This window comes from Hymenobacter cellulosilyticus (genome assembly GCF_022919215.1).
Lineage (GTDB): Bacteria > Bacteroidota > Bacteroidia > Cytophagales > Hymenobacteraceae > Hymenobacter > Hymenobacter cellulosilyticus.
Window position 1 is genome coordinate 3,372,099 of the sequence record NZ_CP095046.1, and the last position, 24,858, is coordinate 3,396,956.

At 59.9% G+C, this 24,858-nt stretch carries 26 protein-coding genes, 1 other RNA gene, 1 pseudogene and 1 riboswitch; of the genes and pseudogenes, 13 read left to right on the top strand and 15 right to left on the bottom strand.

Annotated elements, in window-relative coordinates:
• Positions 1 to 109 precede the first annotated feature (109 nt).
• Positions 110 to 1,642 (bottom strand): glutamine-hydrolyzing GMP synthase, encoded by a 1,533-nt coding sequence (gene guaA, locus MUN79_RS16515; protein ID WP_244673764.1) that lies wholly within the window; start codon positions 1,640 to 1,642, stop codon positions 110 to 112.
• 273 nt (positions 1,643 to 1,915) lie between these two features.
• Between guaA and MUN79_RS16520 the strand changes: the two genes are divergently transcribed.
• The 8 genes from MUN79_RS16520 to MUN79_RS16555 all read left to right on the top strand — a co-directional run bounded on the left by MUN79_RS16520 (position 1,916) and on the right by MUN79_RS16555 (position 6,094).
• Complete coding sequence (locus MUN79_RS16520) at positions 1,916 to 2,428, top strand: carboxypeptidase-like regulatory domain-containing protein (protein WP_244673765.1); 513 nt, start codon at positions 1,916 to 1,918, stop codon at positions 2,426 to 2,428.
• Between the two features lie 213 nt (positions 2,429 to 2,641).
• The gene (locus MUN79_RS16525) at positions 2,642 to 3,118 is read left to right on the top strand and encodes a carboxypeptidase-like regulatory domain-containing protein (RefSeq protein WP_244673766.1); all 477 of its coding nucleotides are present in this window, start codon (positions 2,642 to 2,644) and stop codon (positions 3,116 to 3,118) included.
• 109 nt (positions 3,119 to 3,227) lie between these two features.
• Positions 3,228 to 3,324, top strand: an RNA gene (gene ffs / locus MUN79_RS16530) — signal recognition particle sRNA small type.
• Positions 3,325 to 3,410: 86 nt separating this feature from the next.
• On the top strand, positions 3,411 to 4,067 hold the full coding sequence (fsa, locus tag MUN79_RS16535) for a fructose-6-phosphate aldolase (RefSeq protein ID WP_244673767.1): 657 nt from the start codon (positions 3,411 to 3,413) through the stop codon (positions 4,065 to 4,067).
• A gap of 106 nt (positions 4,068 to 4,173) precedes the next feature.
• Positions 4,174 to 4,380: a fructose-6-phosphate aldolase gene (locus MUN79_RS16540; protein ID WP_244673768.1), complete on the top strand. Its 207-nt coding sequence runs from the start codon at positions 4,174 to 4,176 to the stop codon at positions 4,378 to 4,380.
• Positions 4,381 to 4,460: 80 nt separating this feature from the next.
• Positions 4,461 to 5,165 (top strand): cell division ATP-binding protein FtsE, encoded by a 705-nt coding sequence (locus MUN79_RS16545; protein ID WP_244673769.1) that lies wholly within the window; start codon positions 4,461 to 4,463, stop codon positions 5,163 to 5,165.
• 3 nt (positions 5,166 to 5,168) lie between these two features.
• Complete coding sequence (locus tag MUN79_RS16550) at positions 5,169 to 5,648, top strand: glycosyltransferase family 2 protein (protein WP_244673770.1); 480 nt, start codon at positions 5,169 to 5,171, stop codon at positions 5,646 to 5,648.
• Between the two features lie 5 nt (positions 5,649 to 5,653).
• Positions 5,654 to 6,094 carry a glycosyltransferase family 2 protein gene (locus tag MUN79_RS16555; RefSeq protein WP_244673771.1) on the top strand — a complete coding sequence of 147 codons (441 nt, stop codon included), beginning with the start codon at positions 5,654 to 5,656 and terminating at the stop codon, positions 6,092 to 6,094.
• A 36-nt stretch (positions 6,095 to 6,130) separates the two neighbouring features.
• Here MUN79_RS16555 and MUN79_RS16560 read toward each other — a convergent pair whose 3' ends face one another.
• Positions 6,131 to 7,036, bottom strand: coding sequence for a DUF6565 domain-containing protein (locus MUN79_RS16560; protein WP_244673772.1), 906 nt, complete (start codon positions 7,034 to 7,036; stop codon positions 6,131 to 6,133).
• 160 nt (positions 7,037 to 7,196) lie between these two features.
• Here MUN79_RS16560 and MUN79_RS16565 point away from each other — a divergent pair, with 160 nt between their 5' ends.
• Positions 7,197 to 8,357 (top strand): DegT/DnrJ/EryC1/StrS family aminotransferase, encoded by a 1,161-nt coding sequence (locus tag MUN79_RS16565; RefSeq protein WP_244673773.1) that lies wholly within the window; start codon positions 7,197 to 7,199, stop codon positions 8,355 to 8,357.
• Positions 8,358 to 8,417: 60 nt separating this feature from the next.
• On the opposite strand, the gene MUN79_RS16570 is transcribed toward MUN79_RS16565, so the two are convergent.
• A complete protein-coding gene (locus MUN79_RS16570) occupies positions 8,418 to 8,579 on the bottom strand; it encodes a hypothetical protein (protein WP_244673774.1) in 162 nt (53 codons plus the stop codon).
• A 300-nt stretch (positions 8,580 to 8,879) separates the two neighbouring features.
• On the opposite strand from MUN79_RS16570, the gene MUN79_RS16575 reads away from it, so the two are divergent.
• The gene (locus tag MUN79_RS16575; RefSeq protein ID WP_244673775.1) at positions 8,880 to 9,905 is read left to right on the top strand and encodes a Gfo/Idh/MocA family protein; all 1,026 of its coding nucleotides are present in this window, start codon (positions 8,880 to 8,882) and stop codon (positions 9,903 to 9,905) included.
• Between the two features lie 184 nt (positions 9,906 to 10,089).
• Here MUN79_RS16575 and MUN79_RS16580 read toward each other — a convergent pair whose 3' ends face one another.
• The 4 genes from MUN79_RS16580 to MUN79_RS16590 form a co-directional block, all read right to left on the bottom strand.
• Positions 10,090 to 10,788 carry an alpha/beta hydrolase family protein gene (locus MUN79_RS16580; RefSeq protein WP_244673776.1) on the bottom strand — a complete coding sequence of 233 codons (699 nt, stop codon included), beginning with the start codon at positions 10,786 to 10,788 and terminating at the stop codon, positions 10,090 to 10,092.
• Between the two features lie 47 nt (positions 10,789 to 10,835).
• Complete coding sequence (locus tag MUN79_RS16585) at positions 10,836 to 11,705, bottom strand: alpha/beta hydrolase family protein (RefSeq protein WP_244673777.1); 870 nt, start codon at positions 11,703 to 11,705, stop codon at positions 10,836 to 10,838.
• A 168-nt stretch (positions 11,706 to 11,873) separates the two neighbouring features.
• A complete protein-coding gene (locus tag MUN79_RS31125) occupies positions 11,874 to 11,945 on the bottom strand; it encodes a fasciclin domain-containing protein (protein ID WP_311136785.1) in 72 nt (23 codons plus the stop codon).
• Entirely contained in the window at positions 11,942 to 12,721 is a 780-nt protein-coding gene (locus MUN79_RS16590) for a fasciclin domain-containing protein (protein ID WP_262922885.1), read from the bottom strand. The genes MUN79_RS31125 and MUN79_RS16590 overlap by 4 nt, the downstream gene beginning before the upstream one ends.
• Positions 12,722 to 13,221: 500 nt before the next feature.
• Between MUN79_RS16590 and MUN79_RS16595 the strand changes: the two genes are divergently transcribed.
• A complete protein-coding gene (locus MUN79_RS16595) occupies positions 13,222 to 14,004 on the top strand; it encodes a hypothetical protein (RefSeq protein WP_244673778.1) in 783 nt (260 codons plus the stop codon).
• 67 nt (positions 14,005 to 14,071) lie between these two features.
• Positions 14,072 to 14,797, top strand: coding sequence for an EcsC family protein (locus MUN79_RS16600; RefSeq protein ID WP_244673779.1), 726 nt, complete (start codon positions 14,072 to 14,074; stop codon positions 14,795 to 14,797).
• Here the strand turns inward: MUN79_RS16600 and MUN79_RS16605 are convergent.
• Entirely contained in the window at positions 14,764 to 15,534 is a 771-nt protein-coding gene (locus MUN79_RS16605; RefSeq protein ID WP_244673780.1) for a TIGR02117 family protein, read from the bottom strand. The two genes, MUN79_RS16600 and MUN79_RS16605, sit on opposite strands and share 34 nt — an antisense overlap.
• 267 nt (positions 15,535 to 15,801) lie before the next feature.
• A riboswitch (SAM riboswitch) is annotated at positions 15,802 to 15,894 on the top strand.
• A 315-nt stretch (positions 15,895 to 16,209) separates the two neighbouring features.
• Between MUN79_RS16605 and MUN79_RS16610 the strand changes: the two are divergent.
• Positions 16,210 to 17,655 (top strand): annotated as a pseudogene (locus tag MUN79_RS16610) (amino acid permease).
• Positions 17,656 to 17,855: 200 nt separating this feature from the next.
• On the opposite strand, the gene MUN79_RS16615 reads toward MUN79_RS16610, so the two are convergent.
• From MUN79_RS16615 to pseI, 7 genes are all read right to left on the bottom strand, one after another.
• On the bottom strand, positions 17,856 to 19,331 hold the full coding sequence (locus MUN79_RS16615; protein ID WP_244673781.1) for an oligosaccharide flippase family protein: 1,476 nt from the start codon (positions 19,329 to 19,331) through the stop codon (positions 17,856 to 17,858).
• Between the two features lie 107 nt (positions 19,332 to 19,438).
• Positions 19,439 to 20,806 (bottom strand): DUF7033 domain-containing protein, encoded by a 1,368-nt coding sequence (locus tag MUN79_RS16620; RefSeq protein ID WP_244673782.1) that lies wholly within the window; start codon positions 20,804 to 20,806, stop codon positions 19,439 to 19,441.
• A 56-nt stretch (positions 20,807 to 20,862) separates the two neighbouring features.
• Positions 20,863 to 22,146 carry a glycosyltransferase family protein gene (locus MUN79_RS16625; RefSeq protein WP_244673783.1) on the bottom strand — a complete coding sequence of 428 codons (1,284 nt, stop codon included), beginning with the start codon at positions 22,144 to 22,146 and terminating at the stop codon, positions 20,863 to 20,865.
• Positions 22,147 to 22,180: 34 nt separating this feature from the next.
• Complete coding sequence (locus MUN79_RS16630) at positions 22,181 to 22,321, bottom strand: hypothetical protein (protein WP_244673784.1); 141 nt, start codon at positions 22,319 to 22,321, stop codon at positions 22,181 to 22,183.
• Between the two features lie 38 nt (positions 22,322 to 22,359).
• Positions 22,360 to 22,884: a PIG-L deacetylase family protein gene (locus MUN79_RS16635; RefSeq protein WP_244673785.1), complete on the bottom strand. Its 525-nt coding sequence runs from the start codon at positions 22,882 to 22,884 to the stop codon at positions 22,360 to 22,362.
• On the bottom strand, positions 22,871 to 23,818 hold the full coding sequence (locus tag MUN79_RS16640; protein ID WP_244673786.1) for an acyltransferase: 948 nt from the start codon (positions 23,816 to 23,818) through the stop codon (positions 22,871 to 22,873). Before MUN79_RS16640 ends, MUN79_RS16635 begins: the two co-directional genes overlap by 14 nt.
• A 45-nt stretch (positions 23,819 to 23,863) precedes the next feature.
• Positions 23,864 to 24,850, bottom strand: coding sequence for a pseudaminic acid synthase (gene pseI, locus MUN79_RS16645; RefSeq protein ID WP_244673787.1), 987 nt, complete (start codon positions 24,848 to 24,850; stop codon positions 23,864 to 23,866).
• Positions 24,851 to 24,858: the final 8 nt, after the last annotated feature.

A 24,858-nucleotide genomic window follows, 5' to 3' on the forward strand; every position in this document is an offset into this window, starting at 1 on the left:
CGCTATAAGCAAAAAGGCTGCTCCGGAAATCCGAAGCAGCCTTTTTCTATAAATGAAGCGTCCATATAATCCGACTAATCGGAAAAAGTCGCCGGAAACGAAGCTCAGATTACTCCCACTCAATCGTTGCTGGCGGCTTGGAGCTGATGTCGTACACCACGCGGTTGATGCCGCGCACCTGGTTGATGATTTTGTTGGAAACGTAAGCAAGGAAGTCGTAGGGGAGGTGGGCCCAGTCGGCCGTCATGCCGTCTACGCTGGTCACCGCGCGCAGGGCTACTACCTGCTCGTAGGTCCGCTCGTCGCCCATCACGCCTACACTCTGAATCGGGAGCAGCATCACACCCGCCTGCCATACCTGCTCATACAGGCCAAACTCGCGCAGGCCGTTGATAAAAATATCGTCGGCCCGCTGCAGCAAGTCCACTTTGTGCGGAGTTACGTCGCCCAGAATCCGGATGCCCAGGCCGGGACCCGGGAAAGGGTGGCGGTGCAGAATGTTGTGGGGCAGTTCCAGCGCGTCGCCCACCTGCCGCACCTCGTCCTTGAACAAGGCCCGCAGCGGCTCCACGATTTTCAGGTTCATCTTCTCCGGCAAACCGCCCACGTTGTGGTGGCTCTTGATGGTCACGGCCGGCCCTTTCACCGACACCGACTCAATTACGTCCGGATAAATCGTGCCCTGGGCCAGCCACCGGGCGCCCTCCACTTTCTGGGCTTCCTGGTCGAAGATTTCCACGAAGGTGCGGCCAATAGCCTTGCGCTTGCCCTCCGGGTCGGAAATACCGGCCAGGGCCGCGTAGAACTCCTGCGACGCATCCACGCCGCGCACGTTCAGCCCCAGGTCCTTATACGAGTGCAGCACGCTCTCAAACTCATCTTTGCGCAGCAGCCCGTTATTCACGAAAATGCCGTGCAAACGCGGCCCGATGGCCCGGTGCAGCAGCAGGGCCGCTACCGAGGAGTCGACGCCGCCCGACAGGCCCAGAATCACTTTGTCGTCGGGGCCAATGGTGTTTTGCAGGGCCAGCACCATGCTGTCGACGAAGTGCTCGGGCGTCCAGCTTTGGTCGCAGCCGCAGATATCCACCACGAAGTTGCGCATCAGCAGCTTGCCTTCCGTGGAGTGCGTTACCTCGGGGTGAAACTGGATGCCGTACGTTGGCTGGCCCAGCACGTGGTAGGCCGCCACGTCGACTTCCGGGGTGCTGGCAATGATTTCGAAGCCGGCGGGCAGGGTTTTAATTGTGTCGCCGTGCGACATCCACACCTGGGAGCCGCTGGTCAGCTCCCGCATCAGCGGGTTGGTCGCATCGAGGTGGCTGAGGCGGGCCCGGCCGTACTCGCGGATGGTGGCGGGCAGCACGTCGCCGCCGTTCTGGCTGGCCAGCAGCTGGGCGCCGTAGCATACGCCCAGCACCGGCACCTTGCCCAGGTAGCGGCTCAGGTCGGGGTTGGGAGCTTCCGGGTCGCGCACCGAGCAGGGCGAGCCGGAAAGCACAACGCCCCGGATATCCTCAGTGAGGTCCGGGGCGTGCGTAAACGGATGAATCTCGCAGTAAACGTTCAATTCCCGAATGCGTCGGGCAATGAGCTGCGTGTACTGGGAGCCGAAATCGAGAATTAAAATCTGTTGAGGCATGGGCAAAGGTACTAACCGCCGCCCCGCAAGCAAAACGCCGGGCATTATCATTTCACCAGGCGCTTAACATAGCCAGCCGCCCGAATTCATGTCACAAATCATGGGTTTTAGTGCCCGCAAAGTTGCCGGAGCTTCCCGAATGGAGGTTTAAAATAGGTTTTTTACTATATCATAACCGGATAGTCAACATCACAGTAGCCAGTAGTTTAGCCTTTCCTGCTGGCCCGTTTGGGTACATCTTTGAGCAGATTTTCGGTTCTAAAAGCTGCTCCCATGTTCCACACTCTCCGCGTATTTGGCCTTTGCTGCCTGCTGGGTTCCCCTTTTTCGGCCCTTTCCCAGACAACAACCAACCCCAACGCTTCGCTGATTGCGGCCCAGGTAGAAAAGAAGGCCGCCCCAAGCCCGGCCCCCGAAACCAAGGCAACCCCGAAACCATCTGTCACAACTACGGCCGAGTCGGATGCAGCTACAGCTGATGAGCCAGCCGTGGAGTCGACCACCGCGCCGGCCGCCGAAATGGCTACGCTCACGGGCCGGGTGCTGGACGAAGAAAAAAAGCCGCTGGCCGGCGTTGTCGTGTTCATCAAGGATGCCGGGGCCTTTGCCAGCACCGATGCTAAGGGTGAATACCGCCTGGACGCTCCAGCCGGGGTGAACACGCTTACTTTTAGCTACGCCGGCTACGAAGACCAACAGCTGAAAACCAGCAATTTTCTGCCCGCCAGCGTACAGCTGCTGCCCGCCGCCAACCGGAAGAAGTTGGCCAAAAGCAGCCGGCGCTAAGCTCCCGGCGGCCAGTTCCGCCTTCTGATTTTACAGCTACCAAGCCCGCAGTTATACCAGCTGCGGGCTTTTTCACGTTCAAGCCTTGCCCGCAAGGCCCGAATTTTATCTGTTGACTAGACGGATAATTTTTTTTAGCTCCCGTATAACAGCGTCATTCACCCGATATATCGTTCGGGAGAAGCGCAGTTTTTATTCTACCCCCCAATCTGCATGAAATACTTGCTCCGCTCTGTTTGCAGCTTCGCCTGCGTTGCTTTTCCCTTCGTAGTAGCGGCCCAGTCGGCCCCCAAAACCACCCCGGCCCGCCCCCGGCCGAGTACCGAGCAGGTCGCCGTAGCGGCCCCAGCCCCCAGTACCGCGGATGTGCTTAAAAAGCCTGCTGTACCCGCCAAAAATGCGGTGAAAGTGCTGACCGGCTTCGTGCTCAATGAGGAAGGGGAGCCCCTGGCCGGCGCCACGGTGATGTCCGAGAAAGGTGAAATCATTACTACCAATTCCGACGGGCAGTTCATGATTCAGTCGACGGCTGCCACGCCGGTGCTGCGCGTCAGCTACGCGGGCTACCAGGAGATGCAGATGCCCATTAACACACTGCACCCAACCACCTTCCGCCTCGACCCGATTGAGAATTACCAGAAGCAGCTCAAGAAGCAAAGCAAGGCTGCTACCAAGGCCTGGAAGCACTAAGCAGAGCTACTTCAAAAAATAAACGTCCTGATTATCTGGTACAAATGGTGTTAAGGCAAAAATCTTGACGCCATTTGTGCTTTCTGCAAATAAGCCGCGTATATTTGCAGCGGCGAGTCAGAACGACCAGCTCCTGCTGAACTCCCCCAGGACCGGAAGGTAGCAAGGGTAAGCGGTTGAGCGGTGCGATTTTGGCTCGCTATTTTTTTGTCCTGTCCCCAACGCTTCCGCGTAGCCGCATTTGCCGGCAAACGGTTAGCTTTGGGGCATTCTTTTTTAACCCAATTCCCGCATGAAATTCTTCATTGACACCGCCAACCTCAAGGATATCCAGGAAGCCGTAGACCTCGGCGTACTCGACGGCGTGACGACCAATCCGTCCTTGATGGCCAAAGAGGGCATCAAAGGCACCGACAACGTAATGGCCCACTACAAGCAGATCTGCGAAATCGTAGATGGCGACGTATCGGCCGAGGTGATTGCCGTGGACTTTGAGGAAATGGTGCGGGAAGGGGAGATGCTGGCCGATCTGCATCCCAATATCGTGGTGAAGGTGCCCATGACCCGCGACGGGGTGAAGGCCATTAAGTACTTCTCCGAAAAAGGCATCAAGACCAACTGCACCCTGATTTTCTCGGCCGGTCAGGCCCTGCTGGCCGCTAAGGCCGGTGCTACCTACGTGTCGCCCTTCGTGGGCCGCCTCGATGATATCGGGCACGACGGCCTGCTACTGGTGCAGCAAATCGTGGACATCTTCAGCAACTACGGCTACCCCACCCAGGTGCTGGCCGCCTCCGTGCGCCACGTACCCCACCTGATTCAGTGCGCCGAAATGGGCGCCGATGTGGTGACTTGCCCCTTGAACGTAATTACTGGTCTGCTTAAGCACCCGCTTACCGACGCCGGCCTGGCCACTTTCCTGGCCGACCACAAGAAGGTAAATTCGTAATAATGTGCTAGTGTGATTGAATGTGAGAAATGTGGTAAATGAGTTGTAGGATATCATTTTCACATTTCTCACATTTTTACATTTTCCATATCAGCACACTGAACCGATGTATATCATCAAAGTAAAGGGCAAGGCCAAAATTCCGGATTACATCCAGCTGCGCGACGAGAACTTTGTGCTCATTGCCTACTTCCGGGCCGACCGGCCGCTCAAGGACCTGCACCGCTACGGGCTGGAAGGCAAGGAAGACGCGCTGGCAGCCGTCATTGAGGGCCTGTCGTTTGGTAAATTGCAGAAGCTGGAGCTGGCGTAAGGAAGGCTGCCGTTTCGCCAACCGTTCAATTTGTAGCTGTTTTTGAGTCTTAAGCTCGCCTTTCCAAGTTTCCCGACCGAATGCCCACTTCCTCCACGCCGGTAATTGAGCTCCACGACGTGTACGTGATGCAGGATGTCAACACGATTCTGCAGAAAGTCTCTTTTACGCTCGACAAGGGCGAGTTTGCCTATCTGGTGGGGCGCACCGGCTCGGGTAAAAGCTCCCTGCTCAAAACCCTCTACGCCGACCTGCCCATGGGTGGGGGCGCTGGGGCCGTGGCTGGTTTTGGCCTGCAGAAGCTGGGGGCCGACAAGGTGCCGTTTCTGCGCCGCAAGCTGGGCATCATCTTCCAGGATTTCCAGCTGCTGTTCGACCGCACGGTGGCTGAAAACCTATTATTTGTATTGAAAGCCACTGGCTGGAGCGGCAAGGCCAAGATTCAACAGCGCATTTCTGAGGTGCTGATGCGGGTGGGCCTGGCTGGATCGGCCAGCAAAATGCCCCACCAGCTTTCCGGCGGTGAGCAGCAGCGCGTGGTTATTGCCCGGGCTCTGCTTAATGAGCCAGTGTTGCTGCTGGCCGATGAGCCCACCGGCAACCTCGACCCCGACGTGGCCGACAGCATCATGCGGCTGTTCGTGGAAATCAACAACGCCGGCACGGCCGTGCTCATGGCTACCCACAACTACCAGATTATCCGGCAGTATCCCAAGCGGATTCTGAAGTGCGAGAACGGGCAGCTGCTCGACTCGACCCGCGTAGCCGTGACTTTGCCCGAGTAACGCATGCCTGAGTCCGGTCTTTCGGTGCTGATTCCGGTGTACAACCGCAACGTAACCACGCTGGTATGCACGTTGCTGGAACAGCTGCCCGACTGGGGCGGCCCCGTCGAAATCGTGTGCCTGGACGATGCCTCCGCCCCGGAGTTTCAGGAGCTCAACCGGCTACTGGCCGTATGGCCCGCCGTACGCTACCAGGAGTTGCCCCGCAACGTAGGCCGCTCGGCTATTCGTAACCAGCTGGCCGCTGCCGCCCGCTTTCCCTGGCTGCTTTTGCTCGACAACGACAGTCTGCTGCCCGACGACCAGTTTGTGGCCCGCTACGCCCAGGCCCGCGCGTTGGCTCCCGTTCTGATTGGGGCACCACCTACGACCCGCTGCCGCCCGCTGAGCCCGAGCTGCGGCTGCGCTGGCACTACGGCCATAACCGCGAAGCCCGCCCGGCCCGGCGGCGCCAGCAAGAGCCCTACGGACAGCTTACGCTGAACAACATGCTGATTCAGGCCTCCGTGTTTCGTCAGTTTGGGCTCGATGAAAACCTGACCCGCTACGGGCACGAAGACACCAAGTTTGGCTGGCTGCTGCGCCAGGCTCAAGTGCCGGTGCGCCACCTCGACAACCCCGTGCTGCACGATGGGCTGGAGCCGGCAGCCGTGTTTCTGGAGAAAAGTCACCAGGCCGTCCGCAACTTGGCTTTGCTCTACCGGCACGAGCAACTGGGGGCCGAAACTCGCCTGATGCGCCTGGCTTTGCAGGTGTGCCGCACCGGGCTGAGCAAATTCGTGCAGACCTCGTTGCGCCTGCTGCTCCCCGCGCTGCGCCGTAACCTGCTCTCGGAAAGCCCCAATCTGCGTCAATTTGATTTGCTCAAACTGTACTGGCTGCTGCAGGAGCTAAGCCAGCCCCTGGAACGCGAAAAAGCCCGACTGTAGCAACAGCCGGGCTTTTTTCACTAGAGGTAAGGCCGCTTAGTCGTTGTCGGTGTTCTTTACTTCCGACTTCACTTCCTTGTAACCTTCCTTGGTTTTCTCGCCAACTTTCTTGGCGGCGTTGCCAATCTTCTGACCTACGCTTTTGCCCGCGTCTTTCACGTCTGCAGCGGTGTTGGCGGCTGCGGTGCCCACAGCCTGCCGCTCGTCGCGGGTTTCGGCTGATACCTCATTGGCCTCACCGCGTACGGCATCAGCACCCTGGGCTACGCGGGCTTCAGTTTTGTCATACGACTTGAAGGCCGCATACTTGGCTTTTTCCTTGGCAATTTCGGCCCGGTCGGCGGTGCTCACCTCATTCTTGATCTGGTCATACCGGTCGTCGAGGGCTTTCCAGTCGGCATTCACAGTGCGCCAGTCTTCAATGCCGTACCGGTCTTCGTTTTGCTTGATCTGGGCCGTGAAGGCCTCGTATGTGCCGCGGATGTTGGCGGCCGTCAGCCCACCGTACTTGCCAGCGGCCGACTCATACAGGCGGGTGGTAGTGCCGCCCGTGCTGGTACCGGCCACTGCGTTGGGGCGGTTTTTCCAGGCCATGTCGCGCTTGTCGTAGGCGGTGGTGTAGCGGGTGCGCAGCTGCTCGATTTCCTGACGGCGGGTGTCGTCGTACTGGTCGGCGTACTTGTCGACGGCCGCTACTTTGGCGTCGAATTCGCTTTTCATTTCCGTCGTTTCGCGCTCATAGTCCGCCTCGGCCTTGTCGCCTACGTTGTCGGCCTGGGTTTCGGCGGTGCTCACGAAGGTTTTGAAATCCTCGTAGGCCTGGTCGCTTTCCTGGCCCACCTCTTTTTTATCGGCCTGCGAGCAGCTGGTCTGGGTGAAGGTGGCGCCGCCGAGCAACAGCAGTGTGGCCAGCGCATGTATGGATAAGTGCTTCTTAAACATGGTGTGAACGGTTGGTGGGGAAGGAGTATATAGAGGGCTGTTAATACAGCCGCTTGGCCCGCTTAACGCAAGCTCTTCGGCTCGGGTTGCGCAGTGGCCCTTTCCGGGTGGTTGAGCGGCGCGCCATATCTTTGGCATAAATCCGTCTGACCTTCCGCCCTTGCCTACGACTCCTGTTTCCGCCCTGCCCATCCATTTGTTGGATCTGGCTGCCCAACATGCCCCCATTCAGTCCGAAATAAACGCTGCCCTGCAGGAGGTGCTCAGTCAGGCCGCCTTTATTCAGGGGCCGGCCGTAGGCGAGTTTGCCCGGGAACTCGGCACTTACCTCGATGAGGCCCACGTAATTCCCTGCGGCAACGGCACCGATGCGCTGCAGCTGGCCCTGATGAGCCTCGGGCTGCCAGCCGGAGCCGAGGTCATCGTGCCGGCCTTTACCTATGTGGCCACGATGGAAGCCGTGGCCATTCTGGGGCTGCGGCCCGTGTGCGTCGAGGTGCTGCCCGACACCTTCGGCCTGGACCCGGCGGCCGTGGCGGCGGCCATTACCCCGCGCACCGGGGCCATTATTGCGGTGCACCTGTTTGGGCAGTGCGCCGACCTCACGTCCCTGACCGAGCTGGCCCGGCAGCACCGCTTGGCGTTGATTGAAGACAACGCCCAGGCCATCGGGGCCACCTGGCAACTTGCCCAAGGGCCGGCAGTGTTTGCCGGCACGGTGGGCGAGGTGGGCACAACCTCATTTTTTCCGTCCAAAAACCTGGGCGCGCTCGGCGACGGGGGCGCCCTCTTTACCCGTGACGAAGCCCGGGCTACGTATTTGCGGCAGCTGGCCAACCACGGACAAACCCGCAAGTACTACCACGAGCACGTCGGCCTCAATTCCCGCCTCGATACCCTACAGGCCGCCGTGCTGCGCGTGAAACTGCGCCACCTGCCCACCTGGACGGCCGCCCGCCAGCAGGTGGCAGCCTTGTATGATGACGCCCTGAGCGGGCTTTCAGGGTTGCAAATCCCGGTGCGCGACGCCCGCAGCACCCACGTTTTTCACCAGTACACCGTCACGGTAGAACCCGGCCGGCGCGACGCCCTGCAGGAGTTTCTGCGGGAGCGGGGTATTCCCAGCGTGGTTTATTACCCGGTGCCCACTCATCTGCAGCCCGCCTACCAGTATCTGGGCTACCAGCCCGGGCAGTTTCCGGTGGCCGAGCAGCTCTGCCGCACCGTCCTGTCCCTGCCGATTCATCCCACTCTGCCCCGGGAGCAGCAGCATTATATTATAGGAGCTATAAAGGAGTATTTCGGCGCCGGAGCGCAGTAGGCTGCTTCCGCCAGTGCTGGTTAGGCGAAGCGCCGAAAACTGCCCACGCTTTCCTCTCCTTTACTCTACGGCTACTACTGCGCCCGGCGAATACATCAGGGCAATGGGAGCGGGGGCCGAAACAGGGGCCGCGCTCCGGTGGCTGAAGTAGTAAGCTCCCCCAAAGCACACGAGGGCTAACAGCAGAAATTGGAGCAGGGCCAAGGCTTGACGAATAGGCATAGCGCCGGAAAGTTGACAGTGGGAAATTGGGATGGGCAAAAGGCCTTGCCCAACCAGTATTCAAACTTACCCCACCCGCAAAACCGAAACCCTGGATTTGTCTGAACTGACCTGGTTGCTGCGTGAAAGCTGGTTTTTACTTGGTAAATGTCCGTGGGTCAGTGTAACGCCAGTCCGAATGAGGAAACAACAATTCCACCTGTAGCGCGGTCTTTTGCGGTCCGGATACTAAGCTGCGCGGCCGATATTCGTTAGTTTTGCCCGCCTGCTGGCCCTGTATTCTTCGCAAATCCTCGTCCGTTGCCTGATTCCTTACCCGCCGTTCGTTTTGCCATCTGCGGCGTGGGCCACATCGGCCGCCGCCACGCCACCTTCGTACACGGTCACCCCGCCGCCCGGCTCACCGCCCTTATCGACGTGCGCCCCGACCAGGCCGGACCGTTGGCCGCCGAGTTTCCCGGCGTTCCGTTTTTTTCTTCTCTGGAAGACTACCTCGCCCACGGCCCCGCTGCCGATGTGCTGACTGTGGCGACTCCCAACCACCTGCACGCGCCCCAGGCCATTGCCGGCCTGCGCCACGGCCTGCACGTAGTCATCGAAAAGCCCATTGCCCTGCGTAAAGCCGACGCCGAGGACATTGTTCATACCGCCCTGCACACGGGCCGACTGGTCTTTGGGGTCATGCAAAACCGGTATTCGCCCCCGGCGTCGTGGCTCAAGCAAGTCTACGAGCAGGGCCGCCTGGGGCAGATTTACCTGGTGCAGATCAACTGCTTCTGGAACCGCGACGCGCGGTATTACAAGGCTGGCGGCTGGAAGGGCACCCAAGCCCAGGATGGCGGCACGCTCTTCACGCAGTTCAGTCACTTCGTCGACCTACTCTACTGGGTTTTTGGCGACATTACCAATATTTCGGCCCGCTTCCGCGACTTCAACCACCAAGGAATCACCGAGTTTGAAGACAGCGGCCTGGTTACCTTCGACCTGCTGCGCGGTGGCAGTGGCACGCTGCAGTACAGCACCGCCGTCTGGGACCGAAACCTGGAAAGCAGCCTCACGGTAGTGGCCGAGCACGGTAGCCTGCGCATCGGTGGGCAGTACATGGACAAAGTAGAGTACTGCCACCTGCGCGACTACCAACTGCCCGAGCTGCCGCCCACCAACCCCGCCAACGACTATGGTCCCTACCAGGGCAGCGCGGCCAACCACGTTCAGGTTATCGAAAACGTGGTGGATACCGTGCAAAAGCGCAGCTTTGCTACGACCAACGCCTTGGAAGGCCTGAAGGTGGTGGAGATTATCGAGCGAATCTACAGCTTGAAGTAGCCGCCCCGGGAAGTTTGGCTACACCGTAAAAATCCGGGTGAACAAAGAAGCGCAGCGCCGTGGTCAAACCTAACTGCTCAAGAAAATCAGCCGGGTTCCTGGACCGCCTCTAAAAGGCAAGAGCGCCTGACTGGTCAGCAGTCAGGCGCTCTTGCCTTTTGTATTACCAGAAGAAAACCGCGGGCTACTTGGCCACTCGCAGGTTGATCCAGTCCAGAATAGTTTGCTGTACCAAGGGCGAAAGTACGGGCTTAGGCTCCCCGCCCATCAGGGGCCATTCTGTTGCCGGGGGTTGAAACTGGTGGTTGATACCCGACAAACGACGAGTTTCAACCAACTTGTTGCCCTTGCTTTTCAGTCCTCTTTCCAGCAACGACATGTTGTTGATGCTTACCTGGTTGTCGTCCGTGCCGTGAACGAGCAACACCGGGCTTTTTACCTTGCCCAGCTCCAATTGCGGATCAAAGCTGAGGTAGGAACGGTACCAGCGGCTGGTCAGCACGTTTGTGCGGGCCTGTATTTGGGAGGCATCCAGGCCAGGGTTGGACTGCGCCAGCATGTTGGCGACAATGGGCTGCGCCTGGGCGTTGTCGGTAGTTTGCCGGATAACGTCCACAATAGCCCGTTGCTGTTTGGAAATTGTTTCCTGCAGCTTCTTGTCCTCGTCCCGCTTGCGCATGTTGTGCTGAATCTGCAGGGTTTGGATCTGGGCTGCGTTGGCACCTTTGGCCCGGAGCTGCTTTATTTTCTGGTCGAGCAGCCACTGATCCAACAATTGCTTTTTGATCAGGGCCGCCTGGGCCGTATCAGCTTCCCCAGCTTTCAAAAAGCCCGCGGCCTGTTGGCTGAGCGTCTCATTACCAGCTACACCCGAAGCGGCCATTGTCACTACGAAGGCTGGGGGCAGGGGCTGAGCTGCGGCCAGCAGGGCTACGTTGCCCCCTCACCGTGCCCAATCAGGCCCAGTTTACCAAAATCAATCAGCGGCTTGGTCCGCAGGTAGTTTAAGCTGATCTGCGCGTCCCGCACCAGATCGGCGGTGGTAGCCGTAGTGAACTCCCCTCCCGACTGGCCCACGCCCCGGTCGTCGAGGCGGAGTACGGCAATGCCGTGGCGGGCCAGAAAGTCGGCCAGGGCACCAAACATTTTAAACTCGCCCTGCGTCGCGTCGCGGTCCTGGGGACCCATGTCGCTGAGCAGCACCACCCCGGGGAAGGGACCCTCGCCGGGTGGCACGCTGAGCGTACCGCTCAGGCGAATGTTGTCCTGCGGATTGGAAAACGAAACTTCTTCCACCCGGTAGGGAGGGGGAAACTTAAAGTTCTTGGACGGCCCCGATTTGGCCGAAAAAGCCAGCGTGAGGGGGGTCTGGTAGGTTTGGAGCTTCCAAAGGCCCACCAGCTGCTTGCCATCGGCCGAGCGCAGGCTGGTGAAGCGGCACCCCAGCTCCTCGGAGCTAAACAGCAGGGTATCGGCGCGCTGCTCTACATTCAGAATAGCGTGGCTGATGCGCTGAGCCGGCACATCGAGCACGGCAAAATACCCGCCACCGGCCAGGTCCGTGACCGTAATAACAACTGGCAAGCTGCCACCTGGAACAGGTAGTTCGCCTTTCCACTGCCCATCCAGGGCAATTTTGACGGCCGGGGCCGCCGGCGTTGCAGTTGCCGGGGCTGCCGGAGTAGCGGGCTGGGCTGGCACCGGAGCCGGCGTTGGGGGTTGATCCTGAGCGTTAGCTCCGACGGAAAGAACGAGCAGAAGTAGCCAGCTCCACAGCAAGCCGGCAAGTTTATTCTTCATGTAAAAGAAGTATGCAGAGACCATACGCCCACAAATGAGGCAGAGCTCTGGTGACAATAGGAATAGCAGGCAGAGCGAAGCAATGAGAATCAAACAGGCTGACCTACTGACCTATAGGGCTATACCTGTGAAATATAGCCGCAAAAGTAGTGTATTTAACTCAGTTTATCACCTCGGCAGCAGAACTCGGTCAATGATATGCACTACACCATTGGTGCACAGGATGTCGGGAATGGTCATGGCGGCGCTGGAAGTGCCATTGCCTTCCCCCGCATGGGCAGCAAACCGTTGTTAAAGTCGCCAAAAAACAGGCTGCCACCGCCCAGGGTGGGAAGGCTGGTATTGGCGGGCAACTCAGAGGTAAACTGGGTGAGTTTGCCAGCCTGGGTGCCTAGCACCACATGGTTGAGCAGCACCTGGGTCAGGGTAGCCTTGGCATTGGGCAGCTTCTCGAGGTCCTTGGGCTCGTTGAGCGTAATGCCAAACTGCTTATACAGGTCCTTGAAAGCTTGGTCGTTGGGGGCAAATACCGTCAGCTGCGGGCTGCCTTCCGACAAGGCCCCGGCCAGGCCGCAATACACTACGGCGTACACTAAGTACTGCAGATCAGGCTTGACAAACACCTTAGATGTACTCACGGCCACGGCCGACTGCACCACGTCGGCGCCGGTAGCCAGCAGTACCTTGTCGATTACGTGGACCGTGCCGTTGGAGGCTTTTACATCGGTGGCCAGAATGCGGGAGCCGTTGACGTAGCGGGTATTGTCGCGAGTTACAATGCGGCGCACCGGCCCTAGGGCCGAGGCCGAGGAAGTACCCGCCTGCAGCGTGCTGCCCGCCAGCGTGCCGCCCGTAACGTGATAGAGCAAGGTGCTGGTCAGAAAGCTGGTTTGCAGGGCTTGCAAGTCGGTGTCCTGGCGCAAACCCAGGCGGGCAAAGGCCGCATTGTTGGGCGCAAAGACGGTGTAGTTGCCCTGCGGGTCGCTCGGGTTTTTGTTGGATAGCACCTCGACCACGCCCCGCGAATGGCGGCGTCTTCCAGTACGCTAAGGTCGTCGTTGGCTACGGCCAGGCCGGCAATAGAAGGGTCGGCTTCGGTGTTTTTGGCGCAGCCGGCCAGCAGAAGGGTGCTCAGCGAAAGAGCCCCCAGCAATACGCGTACAGATTGAAGCATAAGCAACAGGTGTAGAGGAGAAATGAAAAGAGTTGGCAGCAAGAGAAGCGGCATACAAACGAGCCAGCTCGACGGGTGGATTTCTGCTGTCCGAAAACCTTAATGGAGAAATTTTCACCTGAGAAAACCGCCTGATTAGCTGTCCCGTAGGTGTGGCGCCTTCGGGAGCTGAACAATAACCGGGTGGTAGTCGCCGGCCCAGCATCAGCGGCCAGGTGTCCGACCTTTTTTTCTCCTTTTTCTGCCTCTATGCATAACTCGTACGCATTTTCATTTCTTCTCTGCACAGCCCTGCTGCTTGGTTCGGCGGGGGCAAGGTCCCAAAGCCTGGTCAGCGGGTTTATGTCCGGCAAAGGGCACGGCTCGGTGTCGTTTACCGGCACGGCCGAGCGTTACAAAAGCGTGTATCTGGTGCCCATAACGGTAGATGAGGTGCCCATTTTCCGGGAAATCCGGGTTTCGTCGGTGAGCGTGTACGCCAGCTACGGCATCAGCGACAAAATTGAAGCCATTGTCAGCCTGCCCTATATTCACTCCGAAGGCCGAGGCAACGGGCAGGGCTACACCAACAGCCGCAGCGGCTTCCAGGACGTTTCGGGCCTGCTTAAGTTTAAGGGCTATTCCACCACCATCGGCTACAGCGTGCTGGATTTACTCGGCGTGGTGGGCGTCACGACGCCGGCTAGCAACTATCAGTCGAACAAGGGCTTAGAGTACATTATTGCCATCGGCAACCGGGCTACCAAGTTCAACGCCCTGGGAGTGGCCCACCTGAAGACGCCCTCGGGCGTGTTTTTCACGGGCCAGGCCGGCTACAGCCGGCGCACCAACCGGGTTCCGAATGCCTTTCTGGCCGATGCCAAAGTGGGCTACGCGGGCCTGAAGCTCTACGCCGAAGCCTGGGCCTCGTTTCAGCAGTCCAGCCGCAAGGGTACCGATATTCTACAGCCCGGCTTCGATTTGTACTTCCCCGCTACCCGCGTCAACTTCACCCGCATCGGGGCCAGCGTATTCCGGCCCCTGACCAAGGGCGTGGGCGTGGTGCTGGGGGCCAGCCAGTACGTGTCAGGCCGCAACCTGGGCAAGTCGACGGGCGTGTCGCTGGGAGTGTCATACAACTACTAGGCGCCTCGCCCGCTCACGCTGCATTGTTCTGCGCGGCGCAATCCTGCGCGCTTTTCTATCTTGGGCCATGAGTCCTTATGAAGAACTGGCCCGGCAGGAGCTGCGGGCGTGGCAGCAGCAGATGCAGCGTACTCCGTCGTACCTGAACCGCTTTGCCCGGCAGTTGCAGCGCCGGCTCAATAATCTGCTGCCCGAAAAGGTGCATCAGGCCATAACGGCGGCCATCCGGCAGATGGTAAGCGGCGTATTGCTGGGCTCCCGCTACACGACCCGCCGGCCCCTGCAGGAAGGCAGCCTGGAGGAACGTGAGGAGGCCGTGCGCGGCCACCTGAAGTACTACCGCACCACGGCCGCCGCCGAGGGCGCCGTAACCGGGGCCGGCGGCATCCTGCTGGGGCTGGCCGATTTTCCTCTGCTGCTGGGCATCAAGCTCAAGTTTCTGTTCGAGGTGGCGGCCCTCTACGGCTTCGATGCCCACGACTACACCGAGCGGCTGTATTTGCTGCACGTGTTTCAGCTGGCCTTTTCCTCCCAGCACAGCCGCAACGAGGTGTACCGCCGGGTGGCTGACTGGGACGCCTACCGCCAGACCCTACCCACCGACCCGCAGACCTTCGACTGGCGCACGTTTCAGCAGGAGTACCGCGACTATATCGACCTGGCCAAGCTGGCTCAGCTCGTGCCCGTCATTGGGGCGGCGGTGGGGGCCGTGGCCAACTACCGGCTCATGGACCAGCTTAGCGCCACGGCCATGAACTGCTACCGGCTGCGCTTGGGTCTGGCCGCGTCGTAACTGTGCCAGGCCACCGACTTGGCGGCTTCCCGCACCACGTTGGGACCTTTGCGGCGGTACTGGTAGAAAATTCCTGAGTCGAAGGCCGTCCAGAAGCAGGCTTTCTGCCCGCAGTATTTCAAGCCGTTATTCGCCCAGGTGTTGCAGGTATACAGGAAGCTGTAGGTGCGCTTGGCCTCATAAAATGCGTCGTGCTGCCCGTAGCTGTGGTTCTGAATGTGGAAGGGCCGGCCCTGGGCGTCGTAGTCGAAGCTGGCTTTGATGTACTCAATCAGGCGCTGGTACTCGGCCTGGCTGATGCGGATTTTTACGCAGCTTTCCGACTCCCGCATGGTCTGGTGGAAGGTAACGTGCATGGCCGAGGAGCTCAGATGGAACATGGCCTTGAAGGCGGTGCTGGGTTTGAGCTCGGCCCAGGTAGGCGTGTCCAGGTAAAAGCCCTTGTCGCCCCAGCCGAAGCCCACGTACTGGGCCGAGGCGTCGCGGGCCGGCGTGTTTTCGAAGGGCACCAGCGTGGTCCAGTCGATGTAGGCGGTGCGCACCGGCGTCACGATATCGGTGTGCACGCCGTTGGAGAGGATGTAGATATCCACGTCCTCGGTGCGGTCGGCGTCCTGGGTGTTGACCGGAATGCGGGACAAGGCAAAGGACGAGGCCACGTACAGGCCGGCAATGCCCACGAGGGAACCAAGGGTGTAGCCGGTAATTTTCAGGGCGGTTTTTACTCCTGGATGCATAGGGTGGAGGTGGGCCGGCAGCGGCTAAAGATGCTGAAGAAGCCGGGTTAGGTTGCTGGGGTGAGTTCTGCCGCCCGCAGCGGGGGGCAAAATGGTGGTGCTGGCACCTACTGCTTTTTCGGGCATTAGGTTAAGCTGCCGGACCTTTTTGCCCCGGCTAAGGTAATAGCCCGGTAAGCCCCGCGGGGGAATTTCGGCGCGGCGGTTGCAAATCCGGGCCGGGCTAGGCTACCTTTGCGCCATCAATTCTTTCTGCCCAAAGGATTGTTTTTATACAGAGGCGCTGAGAGACAGGCTCTTTGACGCGCCGGCAACCCCCGCAGCTTCGCGGAACGGTGCCAATTCCTGCCCATATAAAAACAAGTTGCCGTGGATTGCTTCCCTAGCCTGCCCGTTTTCGTTTCCGTTGCTACCGTGCCCGCGCCTCCCGTTGGGGCCCGGCACGCTGTAAGCGGGTGTTGTTGCTGTTGCTGAAGCACCGGGCGCTAGCCCCTGCGGCCCCCGTGCCGCCCGGCCCTCGTCTGGGCCGACCACCTCTTTCCTGACTTTCTCTTTTCCGGTTGCGGCCGGGCCCGGCGCCTTTGCGCGGGCCTCGCGCTGTTGCAGCAGCCAAGCTGCCGCAGCCGGAACCCTTTTCACTTCTGAGCGGGCCGCGGCGCGTTCCTATCCCTGGTTATGTTAAAAAAATCACTGGAGCTGCTTCGCTTGGAAGCAGCCGAAACGGGGGCCGGCACCCTGAAGCGCAGCCTGGGCGGCTTCAGCCTGGTAGCCATCGGCATCGGCGTTATCATCGGGGCGGGCTTGTTCTCGCTCACCGGCATTGCGGCGGCCAACAACGCCGGCCCGGCCGTAACCTTGTCTTTTCTGGTGGCGGCCGTGGGCTGCGCCTTCTCAGCCTTGTGCTACGCCGAGTTTGCCGCCATGGTGCCCGTGGCCGGCTCGGCCTACACGTATTCCTACGCCACTATGGGCGAGCTGTTTGCCTGGATTATTGGCTGGGATTTGATTCTGGAGTACTCGGTGGGGCCGCTGCGGTGGCCATCAGCTGGTCGCAGTATCTGGTCAAGGTGCTCGACAACTTCAACCTGCACATTCCGCCCCAGCTGGTAATGTCGCCCTTCGAAACGGCCAAGCTGGCCGACGGCGGCACCGTGTCGGGCCTCGTGAACGTACCGGCCATGCTTATCGTGCTGGCCATTACGGCCATCATCATCCGGGGCACCTCGGGCTCGGCCTGGTTTAATGCCCTGGTCGTGACGCTGAAGGTGGCCGTGGTGCTCGTGTTCATTGCCCTGGGCTGGCAATACATTGATCCGGCCAACTACCAGCCCTACATTCCGGAGAATACCGGCACGTTTGGCGAGTTTGGCTGGAGCGGCATCCTGCGCGGGGCCGGGGTGGTGTTTTTCGTTTTCATTGGCTTCGATATTGTGGCTACCATGGCCCAGGAAACCAAGAATCCGCAGCGCAACATGCCCATCGGCATCATCGGCTCCTTGCTGGTGTGCACCGTGCTCTTCATTCTCTTCGGCCACGTGCTGACGGGCGTAGCCAACTATAAGGAGTTCAAGGACAGTGCCGCGCCCGTAGCCATTGCCATTGAGAAAACGCCCTACGGCTGGCTTTCTTCGGCCATCATCATTGCCATTCTCATCGGCTACACCTCCGTTATCCTGGTGGATTTGATGGGGCAGAGCCGGGTGTTTTTCTCCATGTCCAAGGACGGGCTCCTGCCCAAGGTGTTTTCCGAAGTACACCCCGTATTCAGCACCCCGCACAAGTCTAACTTGCTGTTGGGGCCTTTATCAGTTTGTTTGCCGGCTTTGTGCCCATCTCGGTGGTCGGCGAAATGACTAGCATCGGCACCCTGCTGGCCTTCGTGATGGTGTGCCTGGGCGTGCTCATTATGCGCAAGAAGGAGCCCAACGCCCCCGCGGCTTCCGCACTCCTTGGGTGCCGGTAGTGCCCATACTCGGCATCCTTACCTGCCTGCTGATGATGATTTCGTTGCCCCTCGACACTTGGCTTCGTCTCTTCGTGTGGCTCGCCATCGGTCTGGCCATTTATTACGGCTACGGCAAGAAGCACAGCAAGCTGGGCCAGGAGCAGGTGGCTCAGTAACGTACTGCCCTAGCCATCAAAAGACCTCGGTCGGCATCCTACAGCACTGTATGATGCCGACCGAGGTCTGTTTTTTATGTCTGTTCACACGTGCGAGCAAGCTCCGAAAATGTAACGCGAAGTTTCACTTTGCGACGCGTTGAACAAAGTCTACCTGGCCATTTGCAACGACTTGCTAAGAGCAGCTTCACGTTACCAGTTTAGCGCCTGAGCAGCTTGCGCAGCAGGGGCTGGGCTTCGGGCACCAGGCCCAGTAAGAGCAGGATTCCGCCATAAAGCACTGTGAGCACCGTGCCCCGCATGAGCATGGTGAGGAACTTGGAAGGCAAGGTGGGCAGCAGCCACACCAGCAGGCCCGCGCCGGCGGCCACCAGCAGAATCACGGGGATGCGCCAGGTGAAGGGCTGCAGCCGGTAGCTGTACCATACAAACCAGGTGCGGGCCGTGTTGATGCCCACGATGGCAAAGAGCGTGGCCAAGGCCGAGCCCGTGATGCCCAGGGGTGGAATCAGCAGGCGGTTGAGGAGGATGGTGATGCCGGCCAGCGACAGGTTGAAAATCAAATCGAAGCGGTAGCGTGGGGAGGTCACCACGATCAGGCCGTTAACGCCCGTGATGCCGTCGTAGAGGCGGCCGGCCAGCAGCAGCAGCACGGCCGTGGTGCCGGTGGCGTACACCGGGTTTTTAATCAGAGAGTAAATAAAGTCCAGGTTGAGGCTGATGCCCAGGGCCAGGTAGCAGCCCAGGATGGTGTTGAGCCGGGTGGTGTCGCGGTAGAAGTCGGCCATCTTGCCCAGGTCCTGGTCTTTCCAGTACTGGGCCAGCAGGGGAAAGGCAATCTTGTTGAGCGAGCGGGCCGGGATGGTCAGGGCCGTGCTGATGTTGTAGGCAATGCCGTAGATGCCCGCTGCCGCCAGGCTGATCTGGGCGCTGACCATCCAGGAGTCGATAAAGCCCAGGATGCTGCCCGAAAGGCTGGAAAGCAACGCAAACGCGCCGAAGCGTACAATCTCGCTCAGCGGCCGCACTCCCAAGGCCGCTTTGGTCGGCCGCAGGTGCAGCTCCCCGATGTAGGCCAGGTAGACCGTCAGCAGCAGGGAAATAGCACCGTAGAGGCCGATATAGCCCAACACAAACTCATGAAACTGTAACAGGCCCTTACCATAGAGCAAGGCTAGGCCAGCAATAAGCACCCGCAGTACGATGTCCTGCAAAAAAGAGGAAAAGGCGGTGTGGTAGAGGCCCTTGAGGTAGGCATCCTGCAGGGAGTAGAGCAGGCTGAAAAGCGCCAGCAGCGTGGCCCAGGCGTACACGGGCTGCAGCATAGCGGCGTCGGTGGGCTCGTAGCAGGCCAGAATCAGGGGCTTGCCCAGCAGGAACAGGGCCGTGACCAGGGCAAAGCCCAGCAGGGGTATGCCTAGCAGAAAAGGTAGAAACCCGTGGTGGCCCGCTTCCCGGTTTCGGAAATAGGGAAAGAAGCGGATGCCGACGCTGGCAAACCCGAAAGCCGAGAACTGGGCATACACCGTGGCAATAGACACGAGCAGCGACGTAAGCCCCAACTGGGACGGGGCCAGCAGCCGGGGCAGCAGAAAGGCTGTGTTGACAAAGCCCAGGGCCAGCCCAAAGTACGATATAACCGTGTTGCGCAGCCCCTGCCGCTGAACGATACCCAAGTGGTGAAGTGGTGAAGTGGTGAAGTGGTGAGATGGTGAGGTGGTTAGGTGGTGAGCTACTAGTCAGTATGCGCCATTTGCGCAGTTTGAACAGCAAACTCACCACCTCACCATTTCACCATCTCACCGCAGATGTCCCGCCCGTCGAGGAAGGCGGCTTGGCGGCTGCGAAGGTACTCCATGATGGTGTGGAACTCGCGCGGACCGTTGTGGTGGTTGTCCGGGTCAAAGTTCTCGTTGTGCCAGAGCACGGTGCATACGCCCCCAAACTGCTCGATTTGCTCGAACATAGGCGTCAGGGCCGGCAGAATTTCGTCGGGAGCCAACTGCAGGTAGCTGGGGTGAAAGAGCGTGGCGTCCATCACGTTGAGCGGAATTTCGAGGAAGCGGTACTGGCGGCCCTGCCCGAAATCGAAAAGGTGAAAGGGCAGGCAGTAGGAGTTGCGGAAGCCGAAGTGCTCGGCGAAGCCCAGGGTGGTATCGTAGCGAAACAGCAGGGAGTCCAGAATTGTGGGCGTCATACGCGGCTCCCAGCTCAGGTAGTGAAACCGGATGCCCTTCACGTCGTGGCCGGTGCAGTGCTGTATGCGGTGTTCCTCTCGCTTGAGGTTGCCGCCGTGCGTGGCCCGCCCGATGCTGGCGTGCAGGCCCACTTCCGAGTCGCCGATGGCGGTGGCCAGCCGGGGCCAGAGCTTACTCACCTTATAATCGGCGTTGGGCGTGCCGTTGGCCCCGGGGCGGTGCTCGGGCAGAAAGAAGAACGTGCTTTTGGCCCCGTAAGAAGCTACCGTCTGTCGCACCTGGGCCAGGTTGTCCCAGGCGTCGGGCTTGGTCAGGTGCTGCCACGCCAGCTGGGCCGCGTTCAGCAGGTTGCCCTGGCGCAGGGCCGCTTTGGTCGGCGCTTTCCAGGCGCTGTACAGGTTGTCGATGTCGTGGGTAACGAAGGCCGCCCACGGCACCTGCCCGGCCCACCGCCGGGGCCGCAGTTTCTGCTGCGTGACTTGCTCCACGGCCGTTTTGAGCACGTCGAAGTAGTAGTTGACCACTGGCAGAGCCACAAAGCCGTAGCGGTGCTGCACACTGGCCGAGTAAGGGAAACGCCCATGCCGGTCGCGCTCATCCGAGAAAAACTCCTGCCAGCCGCTGAGCAGGTAGAAGGCGGCGGCAATAACGTCGGCGTGCACCAGCACACGCCCACCGGGCTGCCGCATCAGCAACGGCTGCCCCGGCGCCGTATCGAAGAAAAACGGGATGCTTTGGCCCAGCCACTCCCGGTAACTAGGTGCTGGCGGGTAGGGCTGGGTCTCAGCGAAGAAGTCCCCGGCGCCATCCGCTACCTGTATCTGGGGCTGGGTGTCGGCGTAGCCGATGCTCACGGCGGGTACGTCGGCATACGCCAGCCGAAAGTGGTGCAGCACGTAGCTCAGACGAGTTTCAGCGGAGACGGGGGCAACGGGAGGCAGGGCAGGCAGCATAGTGCCTGCAAAGTAACTTGTTCTGGCAGCGGTTCCCGCAAAGGACGCGGAGTTGTTCAGGAGTCGAGCCACTGACCGAGCAGGCGCAGGGCCCGTTGCTGGCTGCGGCCTTCGTCGGGCGTGCCCAGCGTGGCGTTGTAATAGGCGGCGCGCTGGTAGAGGTCGGCGGGCTTGTGCTGCCGGTAACGGTTCAGCAGCGTGGCTAGCTCGGGCAGCGTATCGGCCCGTTCTACTAGCCCGCGGGCCACGTAGCCATAGTAATCATCAGCCACGCCGTGGGTGCCGAAGCGGAAGTACAGGCTTACCACGTTCAGCAGGGTGGCTTCGAGGTGGGTGCTGGTGTCGGCGGCAATCAGGGCATCCTGCTCTCCCAGAAACTCGAAGACGTTCTGCCGACGGGCATCGGAAAAGCGCAGCTGCGGGTGCCGCTGGGCCAGAAAGCCGAAGTCGCGCCGGTCGCCGGGGTGGGGGCGCAGGGTGAAGGTCAGGTCCGGGAATTTACTCAGCAGGTAATCTACGGCGGCCGCAATGGCAGCAGTTTCATCCAGCGTATTAATAGCCAGGCCCACACGCCGCACGGCCGGGCTCTGGTTTTTCTGCTGCAGGAAGGCATCAGCCTTCGGCATACCCACCAGCTCGACGCGGCCGTGCACGGGGCCGCACTGCCGGTACTTGTCCAGCGCGTCCTGGCCTTCGAGCAGACTCAGGTCGAAGCCCAGGGGTGGGAAGTTGGTGCTTACGCTGGCGTGCTGCACGTAGGCCGTAGGCACCCCGCAGGCCCAGGCGGCCAGCAGCAGGGCCCGGGCATCGTCGTTGTGGTCGTTGGCAAAGACAATGGCCCGGGGTTGGTAGTGGCGCAAAGCCCGCACGTACACTTCGTAGTAGCCGATGGCGTTGAAGACCAGGTCGAAAAAGCGCCAGGCCCGCCGGCCCTCGGTTTGGGCTAGGCCCAGTAAGACCAGCGGAAACTGCCAGTAGTAAAGAAGCTTGCGCCGCAAGGAAAGCCGGTTCACCGCTGCGTTATACCGCCCGATTTCCTTGCTCTGCCCGGCCACCAGCACGCTGTCCGGCCGGGCCTCCCGGATAAAGCGCAGGGCCTCGTAGTTGTTCTGGCTCACCACGTACAGCCACACCGCACCCTGTAGCTGCTCGGGGTTGCGGATGGGCCGAAACACGTTGCCCACCAGACGCAGAGCTGCGTAGCCGGCTATTTTGAGCAGGCGGCGTAGGGGATTGGGTGGGGAAATCTTGGCCAGCAGATGCGCCGGGAAGGAGGCAAAATGGTTGGTAAAGCGGGCGTAGAGAATATCCCGAAACCGCTCGGACAACTGCTGCTTCATCCCAGTAGCAACTGTAGCCGTCTGATTCTTGAGGTTAGCCAATGTGGCGAATCAGCATAAAGGCCTCAGCCAGCGGTTGCCCGATAACCACACCCCAGCGCTGAGCCTGAATGCGTAGAGCTTCGGGAGAGCGGGGATGGGGATAGGCCCGTTTCTCAAATTCATAGGCTTCCATTCCCGCAATCTTGGCGGCCAGATCTTCCTCCGAAACAGCTAGAAAGAAGTTCGGCAGAAATGGGTTCGGGTAGTTGGCCGCCTGCCATTCTGTGGAGGAGGGCGTCTCGCAGGCAATAATGGTGCGCATGGGCTCCCCGGCAGGGGTCGGGTGCCGGTAATAACCGCTTCGAAGGTCCGCCGATGGTCAATGTTCGTGTCGCCGCCGTGGTGGGTGAAGATGATGTCAGGCTGAAACTCTTCCTTCTCCTGCTCCACCACTTTCACTAGGTCCAGTAAGTCGACGGAATCGAAGCGGTTGTCGGCAAAGTCGTAGATGCCGGTGGATGAGTAGCCAATGGCCTCGGCCGCGCGCTGAATGTTGCTGCGGTGCACGCTCAGTTCAGCGGCCCACTTTTCGGGGTCACGCACGGTGGCGCGGGACGTAATACCTTCCCCTAGAATAACGGCCCGGGCTGTGCAGCCCTGCTGATGCACCAAGCGGTGAATAGTGGCTCCCAGGCCTAGGAGCTCGTCGTCGGGGTGGGCTACTACCACCAGCACCTTCTTGTTACTCCACTCCATCAGGGTCAGGGGAAATGGCCAGCAGGCGGCAGTATTCTTCGGGCAAAACGGAGGAGAATGGCTGGCCGGTGTAAAACTTGATACCCCGGCGACGTAGAAAGTCCCGGAAATCTTCCTCTACCACCGTAAAGGCGCCCTGGGTTTTCATTGTGTCCAAGTAAAAAACCACCTCGTTGCAGCGCAGCTCCGCAGTAGCCGGCTCATAGGATACGCGCACATCCAGCTGCTTGTAGGCGGCCAGTTGCTCATAATCAGCGACGATGCGCTGCACCAGTTGCTCGTTGCGAGCCGGGTCGTGGCTGGGGTAATAATTTTCTTTCAGGACCTTAACTGGAATGCCGCCTGCTAGGCAGCCATCCGGAAGGTCTTTGTTAATCAAAGAGTTGGTGCCAATTACCACGTTGTTGCCGATGCGGCGGTTGGGCAATACGGTTGATTTGGCGGGCAGCCATACTTTGTTGCCAATACTTACGGGCCCAAAATCGGCGGGGAAACCTTCCAGAATCGGGAGGTAGGAGCCGTGGGTCCACACGGCTACGTCTTCGCCGATGCCGACGTACTCGCCAATGCTGATGGCGTGGTTAACGTTGAGCGTAATCCGGGCACAAATCATGGAATACGACCCTACTTGCAAGTGAGCATCCTCGCTGAACTTGCCGCCGTGCCCTACTACTACATTGGAATCCCAATAGACATACTCTCCTATGTGAATAGTGCGGGCCGTCAGGCTGTTATGGCTGCCAAAGATGGTCAGGTTGCCAATGGTCAGCTCCTTACCAATGAGAAACGTGTTGTTGGCACCCAGCGTCACATTGTCGCCAATAACGCAGGAGGTGGCCCGAATAGTAGTATTGGGCCCAATGCGGAAGTTGCTGCCAATTGAAAGGGAATCGGCAATAATGTAGCTTCCGTTGTCGAATTTCCGGATTTCCATAGCCGTGAAGGTAGTAAATCAGATGAGCTGGATGCTGGAACCGACCTAGAGTACTTCCCAGGTGAGGGCCGTACCGCGCCGGATAGCCTGACGCACGGGCCGGCCCAGTACTTCCGGCAAGTAATGCGGTGCCAGGCCGTGTCCGGGGCGGATAACGCGGATATTGTCACTCGTTAGCACGTCGCCGGGAGCCAAGTCCTCTACCACGTAGATAGAGCGGCGGAACCCCAACGACTTTTTCTCAGCTTCGGTCGGACCATAAAAGACGGTGCCCAAGGCCTGCTGGGCTTGCCGGCATTCCTGTACGAGGCGCTGCATTTCATCCGGCTCCATCGAAAAGGAGGAGTCGGGGCCACCATCGGCTCGCCGGATAGTAAGGTGCTTTTCAATAACCGTAGCGCCGAGCACCGTAGCTGCCACGCTGACACCCGTGCCCATCGTATGGTCAGAAAGACCTACCTGGCAGCCAAACATAGCCCGCAGGTGGGGAATAGTCTGCAGGTTGGTGTTGTGGGGCTGGGCCGGATAAGTGCTGGTGCATTTGAGCAGTACCAACTGCTCGTTGCCTTCCTCTTCCCGCACGATGCGCACCATCCGTTCCAGATCGGCCAGATCGGCCATGCCGGTGGAAATAATAACGGGTTTGCCCGTGCGCGCCGCCCGGCGGATCAGGTCGGGCCAGTTGTTTTCAAAGGAGGCAATCTTGTAGGCCGGGCAGTTCAGGCTTTCCAGAAAGTCAATGGCTTCCACAGAAAAAGGCGAGCTGAAGCCGACCATGCCCCGCTCGGCGGCGCGGGCAAAAATAGGCGCGTGCCATTCGAAGGGCGTATGATTGGTAGTGTACAACTCGTAGAGCGACTGGCCTTCCCAGTCGTCATTGGCCCCGCGCACGATGAAGTCGGGCTCCCGGCTGTCGAGCGTCAGCATGTCGGGCGTGCTGGTTTGAATCTTCAGACCCTGGCAGCCCGCGTCAGCCGCCGCGTCTACAATTGCCAAGGCTTTTTCCAGGGACTGCCCGTGGTTGCCCGACATTTCGGCGA

Coding starts and splice junctions, on each gene's coding strand:
- guaA (WP_244673764.1), bottom strand. CDS start 1,642: ATGCCTCAACAGATTTTAATTCTCGATTTCGGCTCCCAGTACACGCAG.
- MUN79_RS16520 (WP_244673765.1), top strand. CDS start 1,916: ATGTTCCACACTCTCCGCGTATTTGGCCTTTGCTGCCTGCTGGGTTCC.
- MUN79_RS16525 (WP_244673766.1), top strand. CDS start 2,642: ATGAAATACTTGCTCCGCTCTGTTTGCAGCTTCGCCTGCGTTGCTTTT.
- fsa (WP_244673767.1), top strand. CDS start 3,411: ATGAAATTCTTCATTGACACCGCCAACCTCAAGGATATCCAGGAAGCC.
- MUN79_RS16540 (WP_244673768.1), top strand. CDS start 4,174: ATGTATATCATCAAAGTAAAGGGCAAGGCCAAAATTCCGGATTACATC.
- MUN79_RS16545 (WP_244673769.1), top strand. CDS start 4,461: ATGCCCACTTCCTCCACGCCGGTAATTGAGCTCCACGACGTGTACGTG.
- MUN79_RS16550 (WP_244673770.1), top strand. CDS start 5,169: ATGCCTGAGTCCGGTCTTTCGGTGCTGATTCCGGTGTACAACCGCAAC.
- MUN79_RS16555 (WP_244673771.1), top strand. CDS start 5,654: ATGCTGATTCAGGCCTCCGTGTTTCGTCAGTTTGGGCTCGATGAAAAC.
- MUN79_RS16560 (WP_244673772.1), bottom strand. CDS start 7,036: ATGTTTAAGAAGCACTTATCCATACATGCGCTGGCCACACTGCTGTTG.
- MUN79_RS16570 (WP_244673774.1), bottom strand. CDS start 8,579: ATGCCTATTCGTCAAGCCTTGGCCCTGCTCCAATTTCTGCTGTTAGCC.
- MUN79_RS16580 (WP_244673776.1), bottom strand. CDS start 10,788: ATGGCCGCTTCGGGTGTAGCTGGTAATGAGACGCTCAGCCAACAGGCC.
- MUN79_RS16585 (WP_244673777.1), bottom strand. CDS start 11,705: ATGAAGAATAAACTTGCCGGCTTGCTGTGGAGCTGGCTACTTCTGCTC.
- MUN79_RS16595 (WP_244673778.1), top strand. CDS start 13,222: ATGTCCGGCAAAGGGCACGGCTCGGTGTCGTTTACCGGCACGGCCGAG.
- MUN79_RS16600 (WP_244673779.1), top strand. CDS start 14,072: ATGAGTCCTTATGAAGAACTGGCCCGGCAGGAGCTGCGGGCGTGGCAG.
- MUN79_RS16605 (WP_244673780.1), bottom strand. CDS start 15,534: ATGCATCCAGGAGTAAAAACCGCCCTGAAAATTACCGGCTACACCCTT.
- MUN79_RS16620 (WP_244673782.1), bottom strand. CDS start 20,806: ATGCTGCCTGCCCTGCCTCCCGTTGCCCCCGTCTCCGCTGAAACTCGT.
- MUN79_RS16625 (WP_244673783.1), bottom strand. CDS start 22,146: ATGAAGCAGCAGTTGTCCGAGCGGTTTCGGGATATTCTCTACGCCCGC.
- MUN79_RS16630 (WP_244673784.1), bottom strand. CDS start 22,321: ATGGAAGCCTATGAATTTGAGAAACGGGCCTATCCCCATCCCCGCTCT.
- MUN79_RS16635 (WP_244673785.1), bottom strand. CDS start 22,884: ATGGAGTGGAGTAACAAGAAGGTGCTGGTGGTAGTAGCCCACCCCGAC.
- MUN79_RS16640 (WP_244673786.1), bottom strand. CDS start 23,818: ATGGAAATCCGGAAATTCGACAACGGAAGCTACATTATTGCCGATTCC.
- pseI (WP_244673787.1), bottom strand. CDS start 24,850: ATGTCGGGCAACCACGGGCAGTCCCTGGAAAAAGCCTTGGCAATTGTA.